General features: G+C 67.9%; 23 protein-coding genes and 1 pseudogene. 10 read left to right on the top strand and 14 right to left on the bottom strand.

Features of this window, described 5'->3' with window-relative positions:
* The first annotated feature begins 23 nt into the window (after positions 1 to 23).
* Positions 24 to 1,226 (top strand): UDP-N-acetylglucosamine pyrophosphorylase, encoded by a 1,203-nt coding sequence (locus G554_RS0113465; protein WP_027588311.1) that lies wholly within the window; start codon positions 24 to 26, stop codon positions 1,224 to 1,226.
* 99 nt (positions 1,227 to 1,325) lie between these two features.
* On the opposite strand, the gene G554_RS0113460 is transcribed toward G554_RS0113465, so the two are convergent.
* Positions 1,326 to 2,024: an MBL fold metallo-hydrolase gene (locus G554_RS0113460; RefSeq protein ID WP_027588310.1), complete on the bottom strand. Its 699-nt coding sequence runs from the start codon at positions 2,022 to 2,024 to the stop codon at positions 1,326 to 1,328.
* A 123-nt stretch (positions 2,025 to 2,147) separates the two neighbouring features.
* Between G554_RS0113460 and G554_RS0113455 the strand changes: the two genes are divergently transcribed.
* Positions 2,148 to 4,286, top strand: a complete 2,139-nt coding sequence (locus G554_RS0113455; RefSeq protein ID WP_036925797.1) for a RecQ family ATP-dependent DNA helicase — start codon at positions 2,148 to 2,150, stop codon at positions 4,284 to 4,286.
* A 128-nt stretch (positions 4,287 to 4,414) separates the two neighbouring features.
* The gene (locus tag G554_RS0113450) at positions 4,415 to 4,813 is read left to right on the top strand and encodes a DoxX family protein (RefSeq protein WP_027588308.1); all 399 of its coding nucleotides are present in this window, start codon (positions 4,415 to 4,417) and stop codon (positions 4,811 to 4,813) included.
* A gap of 53 nt (positions 4,814 to 4,866) precedes the next feature.
* Here G554_RS0113450 and G554_RS0113445 read toward each other — a convergent pair whose 3' ends face one another.
* The 3 genes from G554_RS0113445 to hrcA are packed head-to-tail and all read right to left on the bottom strand — an operon-like array spanning position 4,867 to position 7,844.
* On the bottom strand, positions 4,867 to 5,631 hold the full coding sequence (locus tag G554_RS0113445; RefSeq protein ID WP_027588307.1) for a 16S rRNA (uracil(1498)-N(3))-methyltransferase: 765 nt from the start codon (positions 5,629 to 5,631) through the stop codon (positions 4,867 to 4,869).
* On the bottom strand, positions 5,628 to 6,815 hold the full coding sequence (gene dnaJ / locus G554_RS0113440) for a molecular chaperone DnaJ (RefSeq protein ID WP_027588306.1): 1,188 nt from the start codon (positions 6,813 to 6,815) through the stop codon (positions 5,628 to 5,630). Before dnaJ ends, G554_RS0113445 begins: the two co-directional genes overlap by 4 nt.
* A gap of 9 nt (positions 6,816 to 6,824) precedes the next feature.
* Positions 6,825 to 7,844: a heat-inducible transcriptional repressor HrcA gene (hrcA, locus tag G554_RS0113435; RefSeq protein ID WP_027588305.1), complete on the bottom strand. Its 1,020-nt coding sequence runs from the start codon at positions 7,842 to 7,844 to the stop codon at positions 6,825 to 6,827.
* Positions 7,845 to 7,971: 127 nt separating this feature from the next.
* Here hrcA and G554_RS16450 point away from each other — a divergent pair.
* Positions 7,972 to 8,637: pseudogene (locus G554_RS16450) on the top strand (MBL fold metallo-hydrolase); the annotation flags it as partial.
* A 1,397-nt stretch (positions 8,638 to 10,034) separates the two neighbouring features.
* Here G554_RS16450 and G554_RS17770 read toward each other — a convergent pair.
* The 4 genes from G554_RS17770 to hemW all read right to left on the bottom strand — a co-directional run bounded on the left by G554_RS17770 (position 10,035) and on the right by hemW (position 14,183).
* Entirely contained in the window at positions 10,035 to 11,087 is a 1,053-nt protein-coding gene (locus tag G554_RS17770; protein ID WP_154654291.1) for a chymotrypsin family serine protease, read from the bottom strand.
* 71 nt (positions 11,088 to 11,158) lie between these two features.
* Complete coding sequence (locus G554_RS0113415; RefSeq protein WP_051233147.1) at positions 11,159 to 12,007, bottom strand: inositol monophosphatase family protein; 849 nt, start codon at positions 12,005 to 12,007, stop codon at positions 11,159 to 11,161.
* A complete protein-coding gene (locus tag G554_RS0113410; protein WP_027588302.1) occupies positions 12,004 to 12,861 on the bottom strand; it encodes a DUF3097 domain-containing protein in 858 nt (285 codons plus the stop codon). The genes G554_RS0113415 and G554_RS0113410 overlap by 4 nt, the downstream gene beginning before the upstream one ends.
* 71 nt (positions 12,862 to 12,932) lie before the next feature.
* Complete coding sequence (gene hemW / locus G554_RS0113405; RefSeq protein ID WP_084648558.1) at positions 12,933 to 14,183, bottom strand: radical SAM family heme chaperone HemW; 1,251 nt, start codon at positions 14,181 to 14,183, stop codon at positions 12,933 to 12,935.
* On the opposite strand from hemW, the gene G554_RS0113400 reads away from it, so the two are divergent.
* The 3 genes from G554_RS0113400 (at position 14,163) to G554_RS0113390 (ending at position 17,328) form a co-directional block, all read left to right on the top strand.
* Complete coding sequence (locus G554_RS0113400; protein ID WP_027588300.1) at positions 14,163 to 15,455, top strand: ABC transporter substrate-binding protein; 1,293 nt, start codon at positions 14,163 to 14,165, stop codon at positions 15,453 to 15,455. The genes hemW and G554_RS0113400 overlap by 21 nt on opposite strands.
* A gap of 101 nt (positions 15,456 to 15,556) precedes the next feature.
* Positions 15,557 to 16,471, top strand: coding sequence for a carbohydrate ABC transporter permease (locus G554_RS0113395; protein WP_027588299.1), 915 nt, complete (start codon positions 15,557 to 15,559; stop codon positions 16,469 to 16,471).
* Positions 16,468 to 17,328 carry a carbohydrate ABC transporter permease gene (locus G554_RS0113390; RefSeq protein WP_084648556.1) on the top strand — a complete coding sequence of 287 codons (861 nt, stop codon included), beginning with the start codon at positions 16,468 to 16,470 and terminating at the stop codon, positions 17,326 to 17,328. The genes G554_RS0113395 and G554_RS0113390 overlap by 4 nt, the downstream gene beginning before the upstream one ends.
* A gap of 95 nt (positions 17,329 to 17,423) precedes the next feature.
* Here the strand turns inward: G554_RS0113390 and G554_RS16445 are convergent, their stop codons facing one another.
* From G554_RS16445 to fabG, 3 genes are all read right to left on the bottom strand, one after another.
* Complete coding sequence (locus tag G554_RS16445; protein ID WP_071162206.1) at positions 17,424 to 18,131, bottom strand: phosphotransferase; 708 nt, start codon at positions 18,129 to 18,131, stop codon at positions 17,424 to 17,426.
* Positions 18,132 to 18,160: 29 nt separating this feature from the next.
* Positions 18,161 to 18,934 (bottom strand): enoyl-ACP reductase FabI, encoded by a 774-nt coding sequence (gene fabI, locus G554_RS0113380; RefSeq protein WP_027588297.1) that lies wholly within the window; start codon positions 18,932 to 18,934, stop codon positions 18,161 to 18,163.
* A 90-nt stretch (positions 18,935 to 19,024) separates the two neighbouring features.
* Positions 19,025 to 19,750, bottom strand: coding sequence for a 3-oxoacyl-ACP reductase FabG (gene fabG, locus G554_RS0113375; protein ID WP_027588296.1), 726 nt, complete (start codon positions 19,748 to 19,750; stop codon positions 19,025 to 19,027).
* A gap of 138 nt (positions 19,751 to 19,888) precedes the next feature.
* On the opposite strand from fabG, the gene G554_RS17440 reads away from it, so the two are divergent.
* The 3 genes from G554_RS17440 to G554_RS0113360 are packed head-to-tail and all read left to right on the top strand — an operon-like array spanning position 19,889 to position 22,080.
* Positions 19,889 to 20,308: a DUF3099 domain-containing protein gene (locus G554_RS17440; RefSeq protein WP_245570063.1), complete on the top strand. Its 420-nt coding sequence runs from the start codon at positions 19,889 to 19,891 to the stop codon at positions 20,306 to 20,308.
* A 10-nt stretch (positions 20,309 to 20,318) separates the two neighbouring features.
* Complete coding sequence (locus G554_RS16435) at positions 20,319 to 21,218, top strand: SURF1 family cytochrome oxidase biogenesis protein (protein WP_154654290.1); 900 nt, start codon at positions 20,319 to 20,321, stop codon at positions 21,216 to 21,218.
* Between the two features lie 25 nt (positions 21,219 to 21,243).
* Complete coding sequence (locus tag G554_RS0113360; protein WP_425393362.1) at positions 21,244 to 22,080, top strand: methyltransferase domain-containing protein; 837 nt, start codon at positions 21,244 to 21,246, stop codon at positions 22,078 to 22,080.
* Positions 22,081 to 22,186: 106 nt separating this feature from the next.
* On the opposite strand, the gene G554_RS17015 is transcribed toward G554_RS0113360, so the two are convergent.
* The 3 genes from G554_RS17015 to G554_RS0113345 form a co-directional block, all read right to left on the bottom strand.
* Positions 22,187 to 22,696: a helix-turn-helix domain-containing protein gene (locus G554_RS17015; RefSeq protein ID WP_027588294.1), complete on the bottom strand. Its 510-nt coding sequence runs from the start codon at positions 22,694 to 22,696 to the stop codon at positions 22,187 to 22,189.
* A gap of 112 nt (positions 22,697 to 22,808) precedes the next feature.
* The gene (locus tag G554_RS0113350) at positions 22,809 to 24,407 is read right to left on the bottom strand and encodes an ABC-F family ATP-binding cassette domain-containing protein (RefSeq protein ID WP_027588293.1); all 1,599 of its coding nucleotides are present in this window, start codon (positions 24,405 to 24,407) and stop codon (positions 22,809 to 22,811) included.
* A gap of 56 nt (positions 24,408 to 24,463) precedes the next feature.
* Positions 24,464 to 24,919, bottom strand: a complete 456-nt coding sequence (locus G554_RS0113345; RefSeq protein WP_051233139.1) for a GNAT family N-acetyltransferase — start codon at positions 24,917 to 24,919, stop codon at positions 24,464 to 24,466.
* Positions 24,920 to 24,956 lie beyond the last annotated feature (37 nt).

The following is a 24,956-nucleotide window of genomic DNA, read 5'->3' as shown; positions in this document are numbered from 1 at the left end:
GCAGACCCAAGGAGGGATTCGCTGTGGAACTTACACCGCGGGGGCTCGACCAGGTGGAGGCCCTCATCACCAAGGGGGTGCGCATCCCCAATCCGTGGACCGTCGACATCGACGAGGACGTCGATGTGGAGCGGATCAGCGGCTCCAACGTCGTCATCCATCCCGGCTGCCGGATCCGGGGGTCGCGGACCGTGATCTCCTCCGGCTGTGTGCTGGGGGCCGAGACGCCGATGACAGTGCAGAACTGCCAACTGGGGGCCGGGGTCCGGCTCGCCGGCGGATATGCCGAGGGAGCGGTCTTCCTGGACGGCGCCTCGATGGGCTCCGGGGCCCACATCCGGCCCGGCACCATCCTGGAGGAGCAGGCCAACGGGGCCCACACCGTCGGGCTCAAGCAGACCATCCTTTTCCCCTTCGTCACCCTCGGCAGCCTCATCAACTTCTGCGATCTGCTGATGGCCGGCGGCACCTCCCGCCAGGATCACTCGGAGGTGGGGTCCTCCTACATTCATTTCAACTTCACCCCGGACGGGGACAAGACCACCGCCTCGCTGTTCGGCGATGTGCCGCGCGGGGTGCTGCTCGACCAGCCGCCGATCTTCCTGGGTGGTCAGGGTGGCACTGTCGGCCCGGTGGCCACCGGCTTCGGGACGGTGATCGGTGCCGGATCGGTACTGCGCGACGATGTCGCCGAGGACGGCCAGCTGGTTCTGCCGGCATCCCCCCAGGAGGTCTACCGGCCGGTCGCCCCGGCGTCCTACCGCCGGCTGTCGAGGATCATCTCGAAGAACGTCACCTACCTGGCGAACCTGTCGGCCCTGGAGTCCTGGTACCGCCAGATCCGCCGGCTGTTCTTCGCCCAACGGGAGGCCGGGCCACTGATCCTGGCCGGGGCCCTGGTCAACCTCACCGACATCCGGGCCGAGCGGATCAAGCGGCTTCGCACCCTTGTCGGGCGGCTGGAACCCAGTGACGAGGGACGCACCCAGCTCATCGAACGCCTCGACCACCTCATCGAGGCCCTCGGTGTCGTCGATGGTCCGGCACCGGCCGAACTGGTCCGGCTGTGCGGGGCGGCTGCCGGCAACGGCCGCCAGTACCTCGATGTCATCGGTGGGCTGAGCTCCGAACAACGGATCGGCGTCAGCGAGTGGCTGGGCGGGATCGTGGAGACCCAGCAGCAGAACGTCGCCGAGCTGGTGCCTGCCCTGGAGCTGAGGTTCTGAGCTCGACCTGTCGTGCAGGGCTGTCGGGCGACACAGCAGCGCCATGAGGGGCCGGATTCACAGCGCGGAACGAGTGACAGGTGGCCCGGTGTGCTCGGGTCACCAGCCGCGGGCGCGCCACTGCGGCAGGCTGGCGCGCTCGGCGCCCAGGGTGGAGTCGTCGCCGTGGCCAGGATAGAACCAGGTGTCGTCGCCGAACCGGGCGAAGATCCTGGACTCGACATCATTGATGAGAGCGGTGAAGTCCTCGGGGGTCGAGGTGTGCCCGACCCCGCCGGGAAACAGCGAGTCCCCGGTGAACAGATGGCTGATCCCGCCGGGCTCGTGGTAGGCCAGCACTATTGAGCCAGGGGTGTGGCCGACGACCCCGATCACCTCCAGCTCGGATGAACCCACCGGGACACGGTCGCCGGTGCGCACCCGGACATCGACCGGGACCGGAAGGTCGTCGGCGTCATCCTCCCCCGCCACGGTCTGCGCCCCGGTCGCCTCGACGATCTGGGCGAGAGCCTGGACATGGTCATGGTGGCGGTGGGTGGTGATGACTCTGGCCAGCTCCCCGTTCTCGGCAGCACCGTCACCGGCGGTGCCGTCACCTCGAGCACCGGCAGCGATCAGCTCCAGCAGCCGGGGGGCATCGTCGGCGGCATCGATGAGGGCCTGCTCGCCGGTGGCAGCGCAGCGCAACAGGTAGGAATTGTTCGACATCGGGCCGACGGCGATCTTCGTGATGACCAGGCCGCCCGCATCGCGGGTGTCGGCCGGTCCGCCCACCCTGACCTGCCCGGTGTACGTCATGGTGCGAGCCTACTCACGCCGCGGGGACCTCCGGTGTCCCGGAGATCTCGAGTCCTCCGGTGATGCTGCTGCCTGTGCGGAGGGATCGGGAAAGTGTCGGCCCCGGCTGGCACAGTGGGCTGCATGACCGATCTGAGAGACCAGGGTCTGGCGATCCTGCGCAGGCTCACCGGTGATCCTGCCGCCGACTTCCATCCGGACCAGTGGGAGGCCATCGAGGCCCTGGTGGCCGACCACCGACGAGCCTTGGTGGTGGAGCGCACCGGCTGGGGCAAATCGGCGGTCTACTTCGTGGCCGCTCTGCTGCAGCGCCGCGCAGGCCGCGGGCCCGCGCTCATCGTCTCCCCGCTGCTGGCCCTGATGCGCGACCAGGTGGCCGCCGCCGAACGGGCCGGGGTGAGGGCCGCCTCGATCTCCAGCGCCAACGTCACCGAGTGGGACCAGATCCGCACCCAACTGGCCGACAACAGCCTCGATGTCCTGCTGGTCTCCCCCGAGAGGCTGGTGAACCCGAGATTCGCCGCCGAGCAACTGCCCGAGCTCACAGCGCGGATGGGGATGCTGGTCATCGACGAGGCCCACTGCATCTCCGACTGGGGCCACGACTTCCGTCCCGACTACCGCCGGATCCGCGATCTGGTGGCCGCCCTGCCGGCCGGGGTGCCCGTCCTGGCCACCACCGCCACGGCCAACTCCCGGGTCGTCACCGACATCGCCGAGCAGATCGCCGCCGACCCACGACAGCAGGCCCAGGGCCAGCAGGTCTTCGTGGTGCGCGGCCCTCTGGCCCGGGACTCGCTGCGGCTGGGAGTCCTGGACCTGCCGCGTCCCGAGCTCCGGCTGGCCTGGCTGTGCTCCCATCTGGGCGAGTTCAGGGGTTCGGGGATCATCTACTGCCTCACCATCTCGGCCGCCGAGGACACCGCCCGCGCACTGACCGAGGCCGGCCACCACGTGCTGGCCTACACCGGGCGCACCGACACCGAGGAGCGGGCCGATCTGGAGGAACAGCTCAAGGACAACCGGGTCAAGGCGCTGGTGGCCACCAGCGCCCTGGGGATGGGATTCGACAAACCGGACCTGGGCTTCGTCATCCACCTGGGCGCCCCCAGCTCCCCGGTGGCCTACTACCAGCAGGTCGGACGTGCCGGTCGCGCCACTGATTCGGCCGACGTCCTGCTACTGCCCGGCCCCGAGGACCGCGACATCTGGCACTACTTCGCCACCAGCGCGATGCCCACTGCCGAGCGAGCCGACGCCGTGCTGGCGAGCCTGCCCACCGACTTGACACTGTCGACCGCCGCCCTGGAGGCCAGAGTGGACATCCGCCGCAGCCCGCTGGAGCTGCTGCTCAAGGTGCTGGCCGTCGACGGTGCTGTCGAGCGGGTGGCCGGCGGCTGGCGCTCGACCGGGCAGGGCTGGGTCTATGACGCCCAGCGGTATGCCCGGATCGCTGCCGCCCGGGCCGCCGAGCAGGAGGCCATGGAACGCTACGAGCACCTGGACTCCTGCCGGATGGCCTTCCTCACCGGCCAGTTGGACGACCCCGACCAGACGCCGTGCGGGCGCTGTGACGTGTGCGCCGGGCCGTGGTACCCCACGTCTGTCGACCCGGATCAGCAGGACCGGGCCCGCCGGGCCCTGGACCGGGTGGGGGTACCGGTCGATCCCCGGCGTAGTTGGCCCACCGGGCTGGACCGGCTCGGGGTCGACCTGAGGGGCCGGATCCCTGCCGGCGAGCAGGCTGCCGAGGGCCGGGTGATCGCCCGGCTCTCGGATCTGGGCTGGGGAGGCCCGCTGCGAGAGCTGCTGGGCACCGACAGCCAGGGCGATCCGATCGACGCCGAGGTTCCCGCCGGTCTGGCCGGTGCCTGTCTGCGGGTGCTGGCCGAGTGGGGTTGGCAACGTCGTCCGGCCGCGGTGGTCTCGATCCCCTCTGTGAGCCGGCCGGTCCTGGTGGACTCGCTGGCCCGGGGGATCGCCCGAGCCGGCCGGTTGACCGACCTCGGCTCGCTGGATCTGGCACCGGATGCGGGGCCGTTGGACAGCCACGTCAACTCGGCCTTCAGGCTTCGCGACGTGGCGGGACGGTTCCGGGTCGGCGACCAGCTGACCGCTGGGCTGCGCGAGCTGTCAGGTGCGCCGGTGCTGCTGGTCGACGATGTCATCATCAGCCGCTGGACGGTCACCGTCGCGGCACGGATGCTGCGCCGGGCCGGTTCGGGCGAGGTCCTGCCGTTGGCCCTGGCCCTGGGCAGCTGAGCGCCGTGGGACCCACCCGGAATGACTTTGAGCTCGCAACGACCACGCGTGGGGCGGAATGCCGCAGCAGTGAGTAGCGTTCGAAGTGAGGCAACTCAGTTCGAGAGTATTCAAGTCCAGGAGGAAGCATGTCTTTCAGCAAGTTCATCGGCCGGTCGCTCCTGTCCAGCATGTTCGTCGTCGGAGGGGTCAACGAGTTCCGCAATGCCGAGAAGATGACCGGCATGGTCGACGCGCTCAAGGAGCAGCTGCCCGATGCCGTCAGCGGACCGCTCGGGACGGTGGACTCCGAGACCCTAGTCAAGCTCAACGGGGCCACCATGGCCGCTGCCGCCTCGACCCTGGCGCTGGGCATTCTGCCGCGGCTGTCGGCCGCCGTGCTGGCCGCCCAGATGGTCCCGGTCACGGTTGCCGGTCACCCCTTCTGGAAGAAGGACGGTGCCGAGCGTCAGGGCAACTGGATCCACTTCCTCAAGAATGTCAGCCTCACCGGCGGTCTGCTGCTGGTCTCCGCCACCAAGAAGTGAGCCCCGGGCCGACACCGACGATCCGGCCCGCGGCCGAGCCCACCGATGGTGGCTCAGCTGCGGGCCGGATCGCTGTCTGACTGCGGCGAGGTGAGCCCGGCCAGGGCCTGCAACTGGGCCAGCCCGACCACCGGAGCGGTGGAGGCGCGCAACACGGCATCGGCCACCAGTACCGGCCTACCCCCTGCTGCGGTCAGCGCCTCGAGCTCGGCAGGACTGATGCCGCCCTCGGGCCCGACCACCATCAGGACATCGCCGCTGTCAGGAAGGTCCTGGGGTCGGATCGGTGCGCTGGCACTCTCGTGGAGCACGACGGTGCGCTGTGCCGCGCCGATCCGCGACACCAGCTCGGCCGTGGTGGCGAAGGAGACGGTCGGCACCGTGAACCGTCGAGCCTGCTTGGATGCCTGCCTGGCTGTGGTGCGCCAGCGGCCCAGCGCCTTCGCCCGCTTGTCGGCTCCCCAGCGGACGATGGAACGGGAGGCCTGCCAGGCGATGATCTCGTCGACGCCCAGCTCGGTGAGGGTCTCCACCACCAGATCGGCGCGCGGACCCTTGATGAGGGCCTGGACGGCCACCCAGCGGAACCGTTTCCGGGGCTCGAGGAGCCGTTCGGCGACCCGGATCCGCAGCAGATCCCTGCCGACCTCGACCGCGGGCCCGCGCACCGCCGATCCGCGACCGTCGCTGACCAGCACCGACTCACCCACCTCGATGCGCCGCACCGCCGCGGCGTGGTGACCCTCGGGGCCGGTGATCTCCACCAGATCGCCGGGACCGGCGTCACCCAGTTCTGCGATGAAGCAGGCGTCACTCATGCCCCGAAGGCCTCCTTGAGCCGGGAGAAGACCCCCTTCGAACCGGAGGCGCGCACCGCAGGGTTGACCTCGGTCTCACCACGGGCATCGGCCAGCTGGCGCAGCAGATCCTTCTGATGGCCGTCCAGCTTGGTCGGGGTCTTGATGAGCAGGGAGACGCCGAGATCGCCCCGGCCACCGCCGCGCAGCCGCGGGATACCGCGACCCTCCACGACGATCCGGGAGCCCGACTGGGTTCCAGCCGGGATCTCCACGGTGACGCTGCCCTGCTCGGCGTCGACGTCCTCCCGGTCGGCCTCCAGGGTGCGCACCGAGACGGTGGTACCCAGTGCCGCAGCGGTCATCGGCACCTCGATGGCCATCTCGAGATTGCTGCCGTCGCGCCGGAAGACCTCGTGAGGGGCCACCGACAGCTCGACATAGAGGTCACCGGCAGGCCCACCGCCAGGTCCGACCTCGCCCTGGGAGTCCAGGTGGATGCGGTTGCCGTCGTCGACCCCGGCCGGGATCTTGACGTTGATGGTGCGCGAGGTGCGCACCCGACCCTCCCCGGAGCACTCCGAGCAGGGGTGGGCGATGACGCTGCCGTAACCCCGGCAGGTGGGGCAGGGCTGGGTGGTACGGATGTCGCCGAGGAAGGAGCGCTGGACGGTGATGACCTCACCGGCACCCTCGCAGGTGGTGCAGGTGACTGGTTCGGAGCCCCCGTCTGAGCCCTTGCCGTGGCACTTGGGACAGACCACCGCGGTGTCGACGTCCAGTGGTTTGGTGACCCCGAAGGCCGCCTCGGCCAAGGTCAGGCGCATCCGGACCAGGGCGTCCTGGCCGCGCCGCACCCGGGAACGGGGGCCGCGTCCCGAACCGCCGCCACCGAACGGGGAACCGCCGCCGAACATGGCGTCGACCAGGTTCGTGAAATCGAATCCGCCGCCGCCGAATCCGGCATCCCCGAAGCCTCCGCCGGCGTTGGGGTGGGCCGGATCGCCACCGCGGTCGAAGATGGCCCTCTTCTGGGGGTCCTGGAGCACCTCGTAGGCCTCCTGGACCTCCTTGAAGGCCTCCTCGGAGCCGGGTCCGGCGACGTCGGGATGAAGTTTCATGGCCTTCTTGCGATAGGCCCGCTTGATCTCGTCGGCGCTGGCGTCGCGGGAGACGCCGAGGACCTCGTAGTAATCAGTGCTCATGGAAAGCGGTCATCCTTCTGCCAGGAATCTGCCGACGTACCGGGCGATCGCCCGGACCGCGGCCATCGTAGAGGGGTAGTCCATCAGGGTGGGGCCGACGACCCCCAGTCCCGAGCGCCCACCGTCGTCACGATAGGCGCTGACGACCAGTGAGGTCGACTGGAAGTTCTCGTCGGCATTCTCCGAACCGATCCGCACGGTGAGGTCACCGGGCCCCTCGGCGGTGGCGTCACCGAGCAGCCTCAACAGCACCACCTGCTCCTCCAGGGCCTCCAGCACCGGCTGGATGGAGGTCTGCAGGTCCGGGACGTAGCGGGTGAGGTTGGGCACCCCCGCCACCATCACCCGGGCCGACGGGTCGGTGGCCAGGATCTCCAGGACGCCGGCCGTCACAGAGGCGGCCCTGGGCCGATCGGTGGGGCCGAACTCGTCGATCAGGCCGGCCAGCAGGTCGACGGCCTCCGCCGGGGTCCGGCCGATGAGAATCTGGTTGAGCCGGTTGCGAAGCCGGGTCAGCAGCTCGTCGGTGTGGCCGGGAAGCTCCAGGGTGCGCTGCTCGACGGCGCCGCTGGAGGTGATCAGGACGATGAGCACCCGATCGGTCGACAGCCCGACCAGCTCGAGGTGGCGGATCGTCGAGGAGGACACCATCGGGTACTGCATGATCGCGACCTGATGAGTGATCTGGGCCAGCAGCCGGACCGTGCGGGTGACGATGTCGTCGATGTCGACGGCACCGTTCATGAAACTCATGATGGCCCGGCGTTCCGGGCCGGACAGCGGCTTGACCGTGGCGATCCGGTCGACGAAGAGGCGATACCCCTTGTCCGTGGGAATTCGGCCGGCGCTGGTGTGAAGGTGGGTGATGTACCCCTCCTCCTCCAGCACTGCCATGTCATTGCGCACGGTCGCCGGCGAGACCCGCAGCCCATGACGCTCCACCAGCGCCTTGGAGCCCACCGGCTCCTTGCTGGAGACGTAGTCGGTGACGATGGCCTTGAGCACGTCGAGCTTGCGGTCGTCGAGCACGGTCCCTCCTCACCTCCCGGATGCGCCGATCCTGGCACTCCCAGACAACGAGTGCCAGTCTATCGCGGGACGCCGCCCCCGGGTCGGACCGTGTCATCGTTGCCGGTTGCGTGCCATTCTTGCTGGCATGGAGTCGACATCCAGCCACCACCGCGACGACGTCGTGTGGACCCCGCTGACCGCCAGCGTCTGGACCACCCGGCTGGACCCGTACGGGGTGACCTGTGGCCTGGTGATCGGAGTGGACCATCTTCTGCTCGTCGACACCGGGTCGACGCCCTCGCAGGGTGCTGCGTTGTCGATGGCCGCTGCCCGTGCGATGGGGCGTCCGGTGGACCGGGTGGTGGTGACCCACCACCACGGTGATCACTGCGGCGGGCTGGGTGCCGTGCGGCGGGCTGCCGGGCCCGAAGGGATCGAGGTGTGGATGCACCGGGCAGCAGTCGCGCGAATGGCGCCCGACCTCCGGGGATCGGTCGAACATCCGATGTCGATGCTGGCCTACCTGGACCTCGGCGGGCTGTCGGCCGAGGTCGTCCACCCTGGGGCCGGCCACACCGACGGTGATCTGGTGGTACGGGTGCCCGATGAGCAGGTGACCTTCCTGGGGGATCTGGTGGAGACCTCGGGGGATCCGCAGGCCGATGAGTCCACCGACTTCTGGAACTGGCCCTCGGCGATCTCCTCGGCGGTCAGCGCCGCCAACGGCGAGGGACTGTTCGTGCCGGGCCATGGTGACCCGGCCGAGGCCCTGAGCGTCATGACCCAGGCGGGTGAGATCGGCCGGGCCGTCGATCAGGTGCGCACCGCGATGGAGTCCGGAGTACCGGCCGATCGGATCCAGGAGGGCCACGACTGGCCGTTCCGAGAGGAGACGATCGCCGACTGGGTGCCCCGCATCGTCGACCAGCTCGCCGCCCGCGGCATCACCCGCAGGAACCTGCTGCCGCTGACGAAGCGCTGAGATCCACGTCCTCAGGTGCTGCTCGCCCCAGGAGAGACCTGTGCGGGAGCGTCATGAGCCTCTCCACCGGCGTACCGAACCCGGTACCAATGCCCGTCAATCGCCACGTACGCCTTCACCGACGTCTCCTCATCGAACCCCTTCGGCAATGCGACGTCGGTACTGATGGCGCGCATCCACTCCTCGGTACTCGTAGACGTGTCCGGGGGCTGAAACACCTCGAACCGCCCCGTCACGGTGTCGATATCGCAGTACCACGGACGAGTACCGATCAGGGTCCTCGCCCTCTCGAACGTCAGCCCCGGTGCATCCTTGACCGCCTCAGCTGAACACGCCAGAGACGACCCCGACGGGGAGATGGCCGACGACGACTCTGCAGTCGTGGAGGCTGGCCCCGGCACGGCCCCCTGGCCCGAACCCCCACACGCACTCAACAACACCGACAACCCCACCCAACCCGCAACAACCATCAGCCGGACAAGACGCATTGTCATCACCTCTCACGCATTCACTCGCCCCAGGGGTCCATTGATGGGAACACGAAGACCACCGCGTGGGCGCCATCCGGACGAGGAAACCTGCGCGGACGCATCATGGCCGATCCCCGCCTGGCGGAGGCGGTACCAGCGACCGCCGATATCGACGTAGCCGGCGCCTCTGGCGTCCTCGTCAAACCCTTTCGGCAACGCGACGTCGGTACTCAAGGCACGCATCCACTCCTCGGTACTCGTGGACGCATCAGGAGCCTGGGCGACCTCGATCCGCCCCGTCTCGGTGTCGATATCGCAGTACCACGGACGAGTACCGATCAGGGTCCTCGCCCTACCGAACGTCAGCTTCGGTGCGTCCTTGACAGCCTCAGCTGAACACGCCAGAGGCGAGCCCGATGGGGAGACGGGCGACGACGACTCTGCAGTCGTGGAGGCTGGCCCCGGCACGGCCCCCTGGCCCGAACCCCCACACGCACTCAACAACACAGACAACCCCACCCAATCACCAACCATAATCGGCCAAACGAACCGCATCCTCGTCAGCCCAGCTTCACTGACGAGTTCCAGGCCTGCATTCCCATGAGATCAGTGCAGTAGTAGCTCATTCCAAGCAACCAAGGCTTAGTACCCTTGACGATACCCGCCGCCGTCATACCACTTGAATTTGCGTAATAGCATGTTCCACCGGAATCGCCACCACGAAATCCCCCCTCATCTCGTGATCCATGGTATAGCTCAATAAGATTGATTACTCGTGACACCATCAACCGTAAGGCTCCGCCCAGTGCTGTTAACCTTGTACCTGCATATCTGCCCGCTTGTGCTTCCCGAGGTGCACATCCCGTTTCCGAGGGGGAGAGTTTTCCAACGCGACGTCGTGATGGGGTGACTGTCACCACTCGAGAGCCCGCCGCTGAAGACTCGCTTGGCGTAGCTCGATCCCTTGATGAGCTTCCAGTCTCCGTAGATGTCTGCGTTCCCGGGACAGGCCGTCGTGTACTGCGCCCCGACCACTGAACCGTTGTTGGTGAAGCTGCTGCCCCTGCAGTGCCCCGCCGTCATGAGTGTATGTACGCCATTCACCGTGATCGGAATCCCGGATGAGCAGTAGTACCCACTCCCACCGTATGAATAGTTCAGTCGTCCACCCATATACCACGGCGGCGAATCGGCAAGTCGTGTGGCAGCATCCTCCCCCTCGGCACTTGGACGATAGGAGACAGACACAGGACTCGCCATCCCCTTTGCGGTTGACGGGACTGAACTCTTCGCACGAACTTTTTGCGTCAAAGCCGACTCCTTGACGTCAACTTCGAGCGATCCGTCGTATATCACTGGCCCCCACCCAACCATATTATCCCCTAGCCCAAGGGAGACACTCAGATTCCTGCCTGTATTCATCAATTCATTGAGGGAATGCGCCACTGCATGCATCTCGATCACGGCGCCGGGGTGTGCATCCTCAAGCTTCCTTATGGCCGTCGTCAGCGCCGGAGTGGGGCTCGACAGATATACGGCCAGCCCCTCATAGTGGGAGCAGAAAGCTGTACCAGTGGCATTGTCGGGGTAGTCGGCGACCACTGCCGCCAGATCTTCGCCCAGCTTGCTCATCTCAGCGTCCGGATCTCCGAACCACGACACCTGCCCGTCCGAGCCCCGGACTATGCATGTCTGATCCGACGGCGTCGGAGAGGCGTTCGCCGCCGGACTCCCTGTGCCCATACTCAGGCCTGCGGCGATCATTCCGAAGATGACTAGGGGCAATGTCGTATGCTTCTGAAACCTCACGGCTCTCCTCCTTGAGAACTGAGTTGGCAGAACAGTAGATTCCGCCGCCGGAATCAGGAAGAGCGTCCCACTCACCGTGACCCAATTGTGACGTCCATCCCCTTCAGGGCACCCGCAACCGCCCCATACGCCGGCTCGTCGACGGCAACGATCAGCGGCTGGCCGGGAATCTCACAGACCCCGAAATCCTCCCCCGACAAAGCTCGCACCACCCCACCGAGCTCGCGCAGCATGAGCGCCCCGGCCAGATGGTCCCACGGGTGGGAGTGCGTGTAGACGGTGGCGTCCACCTCCCCTGTGCACACCCGGGGGTAGTCCACCCCGCAGCACCAGCGCGACCATCCCCACTCCAGGCGCGGCCCGCCGGCCGGCGCGATCGTCTGCTGGAAGGCAGGATGGGTGGTGACGGCGATCACCGGGTCGCCCGAGGGACCGCGGGTGACCCGCCGCCCGTCGCGCCACACCCCGGCGCCGCGCTCGGCGATGAACATGTGGCCGATCCGGGGCTGCCAGATCCAGCCCCTCACGGCCTGGCCCGATCTCACCTCGGCCAGCATCACGGCGTGGTCGTCGGAGCCCTTGACGAAGTTCGCGGTGCCGTCGATGGGGTCGATCACCCAGGCCCGGTCGGCGCTCGGCACGGCGTCCAGGATGGAGGGGTCGGAGAAGGCGGACTCCTCGCCGACCACCACTGCCCCGGTCCGGGCGCGCAGTGCCTCGGTCAGCACTCGCTCGGCCTGGCGGTCGGCGTCGGTCACCAGATCCCCGGGGTGGGACTTCTGGTGGATCTGCTCCTTGGTCAGGGCCTTGAACCGGGGCTCGATGACGGTGCGCGCCACTTCGCGGATGAGCTCGGAGACCTCCTCGGTGGGCACCTCGACGAGGGCGCCCACTGGCCCGGTCCGGCCGGCGGCGCTCATCCCACCTGCTCCATGTGATCGGCGGTGACGAAGTCGATGAGTTTCTCCACCTCGGTGTTGAACCGCGGGTCCAGGTCGTGCCAGTCGCGGACCCGGGCCAGCATCGCCTGCCAGGCCTTGCCGACATCGGTCTGCGACTCGTGGGGAAGTCCCAGGCGCTTGAGGGTGCCGAGCTTGAAGTCCTCGTCCATCGGGACCTCCGGCCAGGCCTTTCGGCCGATCCGCTCGGGCTTGATGGCCTGCCAGACGTCGATGAACCGGTGGCCGGTGATCATCACGTGGTCCCCGTAGCCGCCCTTGGCGACCTGGGCCGCCACCCGCGACTCCTTGGTGCCGGCCACCAGGTGGTCGATGAGGACGCCCAGTCGGTGGCCGGGGCCGGGCCGGAAGTCTGCGACGATGCCGACCAGGTCGTCCATCCCGCCCATGTACTCCACGACGACGCCGACGTGACGCAGATCCTCCCCCCAGATCTTCTCGACCAGTTCGGCGTCATGGCGTCCCTCGACGTAGATCCGACTGGGCAGGGCCACCTTGGCGGCCTCGTGCTCGGGGCCGGCCAGGGATCCCGATGCGGTGCGGCTGCGCCGGGCAGTGCCCTGACGCGAGGGGATGCACAGATTGACGGGCTTGCCATCGATCCAGAAGCCGGGGCCGGCCGGGAAGGCGCGCTGGGCTCCACGCCTGTCCTCCAGCAGCACCATCCCGTTCTCCCACCCGGTGACGGCCCCGACGTAGCCGGTGGAGGGGTCCTCGACGACCAGATCCATCTGCAGGGGCACGTCGACGCTCTGGGTGCGGCCCTGCTGCTGCCAGCCGGGGGTCAGGACGTCATTGGTGTAGCGGTCAACCATGACTTCAACTCTAGGAGGTGGGTCTGACAATTCGAGGAGACGACGCCGAGGGGGCCCGACTCACACTCAACTCACATCAGAAGCTCAGTGATCACCCGATCGGCCAGCAGTCGGCCCCTGAGGTTGAGCCTCAGCACTCCGCCGGTCGCCTGGCCCAGACCCTCTGCCACGACCTTGGCGGCCCGGCCCTGCTCCTTCTCGGACAGCTCGTCCAGGGGCAGCCCGTCGGCCAGCCGCAGCCTCAGCAGCACCTCCTCCTCGTGGTGCTCCACGGGCCCCAGCCGTTCCCCGTCATCGACCGGCAGCACCCCGGACTCGGCCATCTCCTCGTAGTGGCGGGGGGCCTTGACATTCCACCAGCGCAGCTCGGCCAGGTGGGAGTGGGCCCCCGGACCGATCCCCCACCAGTCGTCGTTGCGCCAGTAGCCCATGTTGTGCTCGGCACGGTGCAGATCCACCACACCGTCATCACCGGCCGAGGGCCGGGCCCAGTTTGAGACCTCGTAGTTGACCAACCCGGCGCGGCCGAGGATCTCCTCGGCGGCCAGGTACTTGTCGGCCAGGTCGTCCTCGTCGGTCATCGGCACCTCTCCACGCCTGATCCGAGCGGCCAGCCGGGTGCCCTCCTCGACGATCAGCGAGTACGCCGAGATGTGGTCGGGATCGGCTCCCAGGGCCGTCTCCAGACTCCTCCGCCAGGAGTCCAGACTCTCTCCCGGCGTGCCGAAGATGAGATCCAGCGAGATGTCCTCGAAACCGCACTGGCGGGCCAGCCTGGCCATCTCCACGGCTCGGCCCGGGGTGTGCACCCGGTCCAGCAGGGCCAGCACCCCCCGGTCGGCCGACTGCATGCCCATCGACAGTCGGTTGATGCCGGCCTCCAGAAGCCCGGTGAGCACCGGCTCGGACAATGTCTCCGGATTGGCCTCGGTCGTCACCTCGGCACCCGGAGCCAGCCCCCAGACCCGTTGCAGATGGTCCACCAGTCCGCCGAGTTGGACCGGGGTGAGCATCGTCGGGGTTCCGCCTCCGAAGAACACCGTCGAGGCGGCCGGCGGCACCACTCCCCTGGTGGCCATCCCGGTGGCCGCCGCATCGATCTCGCGGTGAGCGGCCGCCAGATAGCGGGAGACGGCGTCGGGCCCCTGACTGGCCAGTACATATGTGTTGAAATCGCAGTAGCCGCAGCGGGCGGCGCAGAACGGGACGTGGACGTAGACCCCGAAGCGGCGCGGCTCCAGGGGGCCGTCCAGCTCGTCCAGTGGGTGAAATGTCACCGTGCTGGTCCTAAGATTCCGCTCATGAACTTCTCCCGCCGTCATTTCATTGGAGCCGTCACAGGTCTCGCCTCGGCCGCCGTGTTGTCCGCCTGCGGATCCAACTCCGGTGGTGTCGAGACCGGCTCCAGCGCATCACCGTCTGCCGGCGGCTCCGGCAAGCTCGTCCAGTGGTACCACGAGTACGGCGAGCAGGGTACCAAGGAGGCCGTCCAGCGATACGCGAAGGCCTTCAAGGGCGCCGATGTCACCGTCAAGTGGAACCTCGGCACCGACTACATGACCCTGCTGGCCACCACCCTGCTGTCGGGCAATGGCGTACCCGACGTCTTCGAGTCCGAGAACGGCGCCACCTTGGACATGATCCAGAAGGGCCAGGTCGCCGACCTCACCGACACCCTGGGAGACGACGCCAGCAAGTTCTCCAAGCCGGTGCTGGACCGGATGACCTACCAGGGCAAGGTCTACGCGCTGCCCCAGGTCGTCGACATGCAGATGCTCTACTACCGCAAGTCGGTGCTGGAGAAGGCCAAGGTGGATCCCCCGAAGACCTTCGCCGATCTTGTCACCGCGGCCAAGGCCGTCAAGACCAATGCGATGGGCGGCTTCTTCGCCGGCAATGACGGCGGACTGAGCGTGCTGGCCAATCTGCTCATCTGGAGCGCGGGGTACGACCAACTCAACAGCGATGACACCGACCTGGGCTTCATGGAGTCCAACTTCCTCGACGGGGTCAACGCCTACCGCGACTTCTACGCCTCCGGTGCGCTGCTGCCCAGCGCCTCCAAGGACTGGTTCGACGGTTCCCCCTTCATCAATGGCGAGACGGCGATGCAGTGGACAGGTCTGTGGGCGCTGGGTGACATCAAGAAGAAGTGGGGCGACGACTTCGGCGTGCTCCCCTTCCCGGCGATCGGCTCGGCCGGACGCCAGGCGGTGCCCTTCGGCGCCTACGGCTCCTGCGCAGCGGCCAAGGGCAGCAGCAACAACCTGGCCGTCGCCAAGGAGTTCATCAAGTGGCTGTGGCTCGATCAGACTGACAAGCAGGTCGACTTCGCCAACTCCTACGGCACCCACATCCCCTCCCAGCCGGCCCTGGTCAGCCAGGCCTCGCAGATCTCCAGCGGGCCCGGCAAGGAGGCCGCCGAGTTCGTCGACAAGCTGGGTCACGCCTCGGGCCTGCTGTGGACCAGCACCATCTCCGATGCCTTCAATGCGGCACTGACCAATGTGGTCAAGAAGAAGGCCAATGCCCAGACCGAGTTCGCGGCCGTCCAGAAGACCGCGCAGAGCGAGTTGAAGCGCATCAAGAAGTGACCACGACGCCGGCAGTCCCCACTGCGAACCCGGGCGGCGGATCCGCCCCGGGTCCCACGGCGGGTTCTGGCGCATGCGCCGATCCGGGACCGCAGCGCTCGCTGTGGTCGCGGATCCGCGGGCGCCAGGGACGCAACCTGTGGTTCGCGCTGTTCGTGGCGCCCTTCCTGGTGGGGCTGCTGGTCTTCGTCTACGTCCCGATCGTCTGGAGCGCCTATCTGTCCTTCTTCGACGCCCGGGCCACCATCCGCCCCACGAACTTCGTGGGGCTGGCCAACTACAGGTACCTGCTGACCGACAGCCAGTTCCGCAACTCGATGCTCACCTTCATCGTCTTCGCGGTGGTCATCGTGCCGCTGACCTATGCCTGCTCGCTGGCCCTGGCGCTGGCGCTGGACAATGTCGGCAGGCTTCGGGCCTTCTTCCGCTCGGTGTTCTTCATCCCCACCGCCTGCTCCTATGTGGTGGCAGCGATGGTGTGGCGGCTGTCGTTCTTCAACGGCGCCCGCTTCGGACTGATCAACTCGATACTGATCCATTTCGGCCATGACGGCGTCGACTGGCTGGGCGGCTCCAACAGCTTCTACTGGGTGGCCCTGGTGAGCCTGCGACTGTGGTTGCAGATCGGCTACTACATGATCCTGCTGATCGCCGGGCTCAACCAGATCCCCACCGATACCTACGAGGCGGCCGCCATCGACGGCGCAGCCGGCTGGCGAAGGTTGCGCTACATCACCATGCCGCAACTGCGCGCCACCACTGCCGCGGTGCTGATGCTGCTGCTCATCGGTGCCTTCCAGGCCTTCGACGAGTTCTACAACATGTTGTCGACGGCCGGTTCCTACCCGCCCTACGCACGGCCACCGCTGGTACACCTGTACCTCATCAGCCTCGGCGGCTCCCAGCAGGATCTGGGACTCGGCGGCGCCGGCACGGTGATTCTCACCGTGATCATCGTGGTCTTCGGACTCGCCCAGAACTGGTGGGTCACCCGCCCCGACAGGAGGCAGCCATGAGTTCTGCGAGCTCGGGGAGTCGGATGGTGCTCGGCCGCTCGGGACGGGTCTCGCACGCCATCAAGATCATCATCCTGATGGTGCTGGCGGTGCTCTTCCTGCTGCCCTTCTACGTCATCTTCCGCAACGCCTTCACCTCCGACCAGGCCTTCGTCTCCCCGGACTGGAGTTGGCTGCCCGACAATCTGAGGCCATCGGTGATCAGCGGGCTGTTCACCGACTCCGACCTGGACCTGGGCAGCTCGATGCTGCACTCCGCGGTGCAGTCGGTCGGCCAGACGGTGCTCACCGTGGTGGTGAGTTTCATGGCCGGCTACGGACTGGCCCGGTTCCCCAACCGGGCCGCAGGGGTCATCCTGAAGCTGACCGTGCTCACCTTGATGGTGCCTGCCGCGGTGACCTTCGTGCCCAGCTTCATCATGACCAGCCAGTTCGGCTGGATCGACTCCTATCGGGGGCTCATCATCCCGGTGATGTTCTCGGCCTTCGCCACCTACCTGTTCCGTCAGTCCCTGCTCAGCTTCCCCAAGGAGCTGGAGGAGGCCGCCGAGCTGGATGGGGCCAACCCGTGGACCGTGATGTGGCGGGTTGCCCTGCCCAACTCGATGGGGATCGTCGCGGCGGTCTCCACGATCACCTTCATCGGCGCCTGGAATGCCTTCCTGTGGCCACTGCTGGTGGCCCGCGACAACACCATGACCATTCAGCTCGCGCTGAGCCGGTTCATGACCAGCCAGGGAATCGACTACGCCCAGCTGTTCGCTGGGGCTCTCGTCGCGATCGCTCCGGTGGTCATCGTCTTCCTGTTCCTGCAGCGCTACCTGGTGCAGGGGATCACCACCTCAGGACTCGACTAGAGGCCCCGGACCCGGGTGCGCACTGCCTGCCTTCGGGCAGGTCCCCGGCGATCAGCTCCCGGCCTGCCCGGGAGCCACCTCAGCAGGAACCGGCCTCAGTCCACCAGGTACGCCTTGGTCCAGTCCCGGTCACGCTGAATGGATTCGAGTGCTCCGGCATCGCGCAGGCGCTGGAACATGTCGTCTCCGTCCCCGGCGCCGACCTGGATCTGATCGCGTGCCTTCTGCTGGCATCTCAGCATCGCCTTGGTCACCGGCTGCGTCCCGGCCCGCCAGCCGTAGGTCCGCAGGATCACCGCGATCCTCTCGCGCACCGTCTCACAGCTGGCCGAGCGGCCCAGCCCGGTGAACCGCCAGCAGAGCTGGGCGAGATCGTCGAGCCGGTCCCCGGGCGCGGCCTGATCCCAGTCAATGAGGGCGACCGGCAGCAGTCGGCCGCTGGTCCTGCGATAGATCGTGTTCGGCGGCTGGAGGTCGTTGTGGCAGACCACCTCGCGGTCCCCTGCCAGGTCGGCGCCGGCCAGCAGGTCGTGGAACTCGCGCACGATCCTGGTGACCTCGGTGAGGCACTCGAGCTGGACCGCCTCGTTGCGCAGCATCCTGGTGGTGGCCGCCATCCCGTCGATGTAACTGAGGACGCAGCTGTCGGCATTGCTGGCGATCACCACCGGGGCCTTGCGCCATCCCCGGCGGCGCAGTTCCTTGAGCACGAGCACCGAGAAATCGGGGATCGGGCCTCGATGCACCGTCCCCCCGAGCCTTCGGGGCGCTCCCTGGTAACCGCCCAACGGTTCGCCGGACATGACCCAACGGTACTCCGTCGGGGCCCCGCTCAGGCGCCGGAGGAGTGAAGTCCCCCGTCGGCGTGAACCATCTCGCCGGTGGTGGCCGGGAACCAGTCCGACAGCAGGGCGACGACGGCCCTGGCGGCCGCGGTGGCGTCCTTGGTGTCCCAGCCGAGCGGAGCGCGCTGGGACCACAGGTCATTGAAGGCGTCGGCTCCGGGGATCGCCGTCTTGGCCATGGTGTCCAGCGGGCCGGCGGAGACCAGGTTGCAGCGCACCTTGTCCTTGCCCAGGTAGCGGGCCAGGTAGCGGTTGGCCGACTCGAGGCCCGCCTTGGCGACTCCCATCCAGTCGTAGAAGGGCCAGGCGACGGTGGCATCGAAGGTCAGGCCGACTACCGATGCGGTCTCACCGAACAGCGGCTGGACCGCCTTGGCCAGGGAGACGTAGGAGTAGGTGGAGGTGTGCAGGGCGACGTCGACATCGGACCAGGGGGTGTTAAGGAACTCCCCTCCCAGGGCGGTCTTCGGATTGGCGTAGGCGATCGCGTGGACGACTCCGTCGAGCCGGTCGACGCCCAGTTCACGCAGCGTCTCGGGCAGGGCGGCCAGCTGCTCGTCGTCGGTGGCGTCCAGTTCGATGACCTCAGGCACCTCGTCGAGTCTGCGGACCGCACGCTGGGTGACCCGGATGGCCCGCGGAATGTTGGAGACGATGACTCGTGCGCCCTCGTGCTGGGCGATCTCGGTCACCTTGTAGGCGATCGAGGTGTGCATCGTCACACCCGTGACCAGAATGGTCTTTCCTTCGAGAATTCCCATTGCTTCAAGCCTTTCGGTAGATCTTCAATTGTTGAGTGGGCAGCCGTGAAGGTGTCCGACTGCGTGAGTGGCGGTTGGGGTGGGCCGGTCTCAGTGCCCCATCCCCAGGCCGCCGTCGACCGGGATGACGGCGCCGGTGATGTAGGAGGTGGCATCGCTGGCCAGGAAGCGTACGGCGTTGACGACGTCGTCGACCTCCCCCAGCCGACGGGCCGGGATCCGCATTGTGTAGTCCTCGACGGTCTTGTCGGGCAGCGAGGCCGTCATGTCGGTGGCGATGAATCCGGGGGCGACCACATTGCAGGTGATCCCGCGGGCGCCGAGCTCCCTGGAGACGCTGCGGGCGATGCCGATCAGGCCGGCCTTGGAGGCGGCGTAGTTCACCTGACCCGGTGAGCCCAGCAGCCCCACCACCGACGACATCACGACAATGCGGCCGAACCGGGCCCGGGTCATGGCTCGAGCCGCGCGCCGGATCACCCGGTAGGCCCCGGTGAGGTTGGTGTCCAGGACGGAGGTGAAGTCCTCCTCGCTCATCCGGGCCAGCAGGGTGTCCTTGGTGATCCCGGCATTGGCGATGAGCACCTCGACGGGGCCGAGTTCGGCCTCCACGGTGGCGAAGGCCGCGTCCACCGAGGCGGCATCGGTGACGTCGCAGACCACCGGCAGGACGCCTTCGGGAGCGGTTCCGCTGCGGCTGGTGGCCGCCACCCGGTAGCCGTCGGCCGCCAGTGCCCGGGCAATCGCAGCGCCGATGCCGCGCGAGCCGCCGGTGACGAGCGCGACGCGCCCCTGGCCTGGGTCCTCAACAGTCATGACACCGAATCTATCGCCCACCGGCACTCCACAGCCACGGCCGCCCGGCCCTGCGGCGACCGGTGCGCTGGCAGCACAACCTCCGGCGCAGCTGTCTGTGCAGTCCCCACAGCCCGCAATGCGATCTACCCTGAAATGGTGCCCGCTTCCGTTCCGTCGAGGACGCCACACCCCAGCGACGCCGGTCGCACCGGTGGGCGTGGCCGGTCACGGCGTCACGCAGGCCACCTCATCACCGCGGCCCGGCCATCGGCCTCCCAGGATCTGGAGACCCGCCAGAAGCGCTACCTCATCTCGATGGCGATCCGGACGGCATGCTTCATCGGGCTGGTACTGGCCCCCAGCCCGTGGCGCTGGTTCTTCGTTCCCGGGGCGGCCTTCCTGCCGGCGATCGCGGTGCTGCTGGGAAATGTCGACGACCGTCGCTCCGCCACCGTGGGCAGAGCCGGGCAGCCCGGGGCGGTGCCGGAGCTCGGTTCGGCGGTGACCATCCCCGGACAGCTCGCCGAGGAGGGGGATGACGCCGACGGGCAGGGCACCGACCAGACCAGCGACTAGGCTCGCACCCGTGAGGAAGTTGTGGCTGCGATGGATCGTGATGGCGCTGTTCGTCGCGATCCTGGCAGCAGTGATGGTGCGCCTGGGAGAGTGGCAGCTGCACCGGCTGTCGGGGCGCCGCGAGGCCAATGCGATCATCCACGCCCACGAGAACGAGCCGGTCGTCGACTGGGCCACGGTGTTCACCGCAGGCAAGGTCATCAACGGGGATGACCAATGGACCAGGGTCCGGGTGACCGGCCACTACCAGGCCTCGGACCAGCTGCAGATCCGCTACCGCAAGGTCGGCGACCAGCAGGGCAGCGAGATCGTCACCCCGCTGCTGACCGACGACGGCCGCACGGTGCTGATCGACCGGGGCTTCATCCCCCGCGATGACAACGGCACCGACCCCGACGTCAGCGACATCCCGGCGCCCCCTTCGGGCCGGGTGACGGTGACCGGCTATGTGCGCGGCAATGAGAACGGCAAGGCCACTGCGGTGGTCCCCGTCGAGGGCCGGGCACGGCTCATCAACTCCGATGCGATCGGCAGGTCCCAGGACCGGTCCTACGTCAACGGCTACATCATGCTGGCCGGCTCCGATCCGGTCCAGTCCGCCCGGATCACCCCGGTACCGCTGCCCGAGCTCGACGAGGGACCTCACCTGTCCTACGCCATCCAGTGGTTCTGCTTCACAGTGATCGCTGTCGGAGGGCTGTTCATCCTGGTCCGCGGAGACATCAGGGATCGCAGGAAGCGCGGCACCCTGGCGGCACGGGCCAGGGCCCGGAAGGCTGCACCGATCGGCAAGCCGGCCACCCGCAACGGCGTCCCGATCCAGGCCGGGAGTTCACCCTCCCCGGCGACCGGGGGCTCCCCGGCCACCGGACAGCACGGTTCCTCCGGCGACCAGGGGCGATCCCGCTGATGGACCGTCCGAGATGGGCTCAGCGGTGAACGGGGGCCTGGCCCAGGTCGCCGACTGGCTGATCTGCCCGGTCTGCCGGCGCCAGCATGGCGGCGAGGAGCCGCTGAGGCTGACGGGCCGGACACTTCGCTGCTCCTCGGGTCACAGCCTGGACGTCGCCAGACAGGGTCATCTGACGATGATCCCGGCACCTCCTGGCGTCAATGCCGACACCCCCGAGATGGTGGCCTCACGGACCAGGGCGCTGGAGGCCGGGATCTTCGATCCGCTCGACCGGGTGATCGCACGCCGCCTGGCCGGTTCCCGACGGATCCTGGAGGCCGGAGCAGGAACCGGACACCATCTGGCTCGGGTTCTCGACGCTGTGGGGGACGCCCACGGCCTGGCCTCCGACATCTCGGTGGCCGCCATCCGGCGGGCCGCCAAGGCCCATCCCCGGATGGCCGCCATCGTCGCCGACACCTGGCAGGGGCTGCCGGTCCGCAGCGGCGCGGTGGACGCCCTGGTGTGCGTCTTCGCTCCGCGCAATGGTGGCGAGTTCCACCGCGTGCTGGCCCCGGGCGGGCTGCTCTCGGTCGTCACGCCGATGCCCCACCATCTGGCCGCGCTGCGAGAGGCGACCGGGATGATCGGCATCCAACCCGACAAGCGCGAGCAGATGGTCAGGTCCCTGGCCGGCTCCTTCGACCCATGTACCGTCGAGGCCGTCCAGCACACCATGACGCTGAGCCCCGAACTGGCCGCCGATGTCGTCCAGATGGGTCCCAGCGCTCATCACACCACCCATCTCGACCTCACCGGACCCATCGAGGTCACCTTCGCGGTGGAGGTCACCACCTTCACCCGCAGGGAACCGGGCTGACACAGGACGGTCCCACCACTCCCCCGGATGAGGTCCCCGGAGCCCTGCTGAAGCCACCAGCAGCGCAGGCACCGGACATCTCCGGCGACCCCGGCAGAGCCGCGACTCAGCTGCTGACGCGGGCGGCCATCTGCTCGCGGATCCTCTGCAGCCGCTCGGCAGCACGGTCGGCCTTGCGCCGGCGCTTCGAGACCTTCTTCTTGGCCGACTTGCGCTGTTTCCTGGAGCTGTTGGCCTTGGTGAGTTCTGCACGCTTGCGCAGTGCCTTGGAGAGCCGCTTGTCCGCCTTGCGGGACATGGCCTGCGCCTTGGCCTCGGCGTCGGCCAGCTCCTGCGCGGCCCCTGCATCCTGATCGGCCCCTGCATCCTGATCGGCCGCGTCATCGGATCGGCTGCTCCGGCGCTCCGCCGCAGTCTCGGGAGAACTCGGATCGATGCCGCCACGAGCCCTGAACTCGACCCCGGCCTCGGCCAGCAGACGCCGGGTCAGACCGTATGACCTACCGGACTGCTGCGCCAGCGACCGGATCGACGCGCCCTCGGTGTACCGCCGGGCCAGCTCAGTGGCCAGCACCTGACGCTCGTCTCCGACAACTCTGGCCTGGCGTTCGGGCATCTGGACCTCCACTGACTCGCCTCGGGACTGCGTTCATCGACTGCCGGCGGGACCGGCCGGCCGGTCTCGCGATCATGCTAGGGCAGACCAGCAATGGAATGGGAGAGCCCGCTCAGGCCAGTTCGATGAGGTCCTGGTAGTCGGGCCCCCACAGGTCCTCGGTGCCCTCCGGTAGCACCAGCACCCGGTCGGGCTCCAGAGCCTGGACCGCGCCCTCGTCGTGGGTCACCAGGACGATCGCCCCACCGAAGTGGGCGATGGCATCCAGCACCTGCTCGCGGCTGGCCGGGTCCAGGTTGTTGGTGGGCTCGTCGAGCAGCAACACGTTGGCCGAGGAGACCACCAGCATGGCCAGCGCCAACCGGGTCTTCTCGCCACCCGAGAGCACTCCGGCGGGCTTGTCGACGTCATCACCGGTGAACAGGAAGGAGCCGAGGATCTTGCGGATATCGGTATCTGTCATGTCCCCGGCGCTGCGGGCCATGTTGTCCAGTACCGTGCGGTCCATCTCAATGAGATCGTGCTCCTGGGCGAAGTAACCGATCTTCAGCCCATGGCCGGGGATCACCTCACCGGTGTCGGGAGTCTCCACCCCTGCCAGGATGCGCAGCAGGGTGGTCTTGCCGGCGCCGTTGAGACCCAGCACCACCACCTGGGAGCCGCGGTCGATGGCCAGGTCCACCCCGGTGAAGACCTCCAGGGATCCGTAGGTCTTGGTGAGATTGTGGGCGGTCAACGGGGTCTTGCCGCAGGGGGCCGGGCTGGGGAAACGGATCGCGGCGACCTTGTCGTCAGCCCGCTCCCCCTCGACCCCGGACAGCAGCCGTTGAGCCCGCTTGGCCATGTTCTGGGCGGCGACCGCCTTGGTGGCCTTGGCGTGCAGCTTGTCGGCCTGGGCCATCAGCGCCGAGGCCTTCCGTTCGGCGTTGAGCCGCTCCTTGTGGCGGCGCTTCTCATCGGCGGCACGCTGGATGAGGTAGCGCCTCCAGTTCATCGAGTAGATGTCGAGAGTGGCCCGGTTGGCATCCAGGTGGAAGACCTTGTTGACAGTCTCGCCGACCAGTTCGGTGTTGTGGGAGATCATCAGGACCCCACCCTGGTAGGTCTGCAGGAAGCTGCGCAGCCAGTTGATGGAGTCGGCGTCCAGGTGGTTGGTCGGCTCGTCGAGCAGCAGGGTGTCCGCCCCCGAGAACAGGATCCGGGCCAGCTCGACGCGACGCCGCTGGCCACCGGACAGGTTGCCCAGGGGCTGACCGAGAACCCGGTCGGGCAGCGCCAGGTTCGCCGAGATCCGGGCGGCCTCGGCCTCGGCCCCGTAGCCGCCGGCGGCCATCAGGCGGGCCTCGGCCTTGGAGTAGTTGTCCATCGCCTTCTCACGGAGGGCCTCGTCGCTCGAGGACATCTGCTCCTCGAGGCTCTGCATCTTCTCGAGGATGTGGGCCAGCCCGCGGGCCGACAGGATGCGGTCACTGGCCAGCTGCGACAGATCGGGATCACGCGGGTCCTGGGGAAGATATCCCAGTTGCCCGGTTCGGGTGATGGTGCCGGCGGTGGGCAGGTGTTCGCCCGCCAGCATGCGGGTCAGCGTCGTCTTTCCGGCGCCATTGCGGCCCACCAGCCCGATCTTGTCGCCCGGGGCGACCTGGAAACTCACCGGGTTGAGCAACAACCGGGCCCCGATACGGACCTCCACATCCTTGACCTGCAGCACCGGACCATCCTGCCCTCAGCCGCTCCAGCGGCCAAATGCGTGCACGTCTTGTCAGCTCAGCGCGTGAGTCTCATCGGCACGTGCGCGATCCCGGCCTCCTCGAAGGGTTCCCCGTCCACGACGAAGCCGAAGCCGGCGTACCAGTCCTTGAGGTGGGCCTGGGCGTGGATCGCCACCGATCGGCCGGCGCACTCCTGGAGGGCCCGGAGGACCAGGGCCGCGGCGATTCCCCGGCCGCGGTGGCCGGCGTCGGTGGCCAGTCGACCGAGCACGACGACCCCGGGGTCCTCGAGAATCCGCAGGGTCGAGACCGGTCGACCGTCGACCTCGGCCCACACCATTCGGGACGCCGGCTCCAGCTCCCTGCCGTCCAGGTCGTCATCGGTGCAGTGCTGCTCGCCGTTGAAGACCTCGCTGCGCAACCACAGCAGCCGGTACAACACCTCCGGATCCATCCGGTCGAGGGGTTCGCAGAAGACCTGCGGCGTCGATTCGGGCTGTACGAGGGCCATGGAGGGAGTATCCCCCGGCGTGCCCCCACTGGCCAGT

It is taken from the genome of Acidipropionibacterium thoenii DSM 20276 (assembly GCF_000423445.1).
Taxonomy (GTDB): Bacteria; Actinomycetota; Actinomycetes; order Propionibacteriales; family Propionibacteriaceae; genus Acidipropionibacterium; species Acidipropionibacterium thoenii.
Note: the sequence above shows the minus strand (reverse complement) of the source record. Positions and strands in the feature narration are given on the sequence as shown.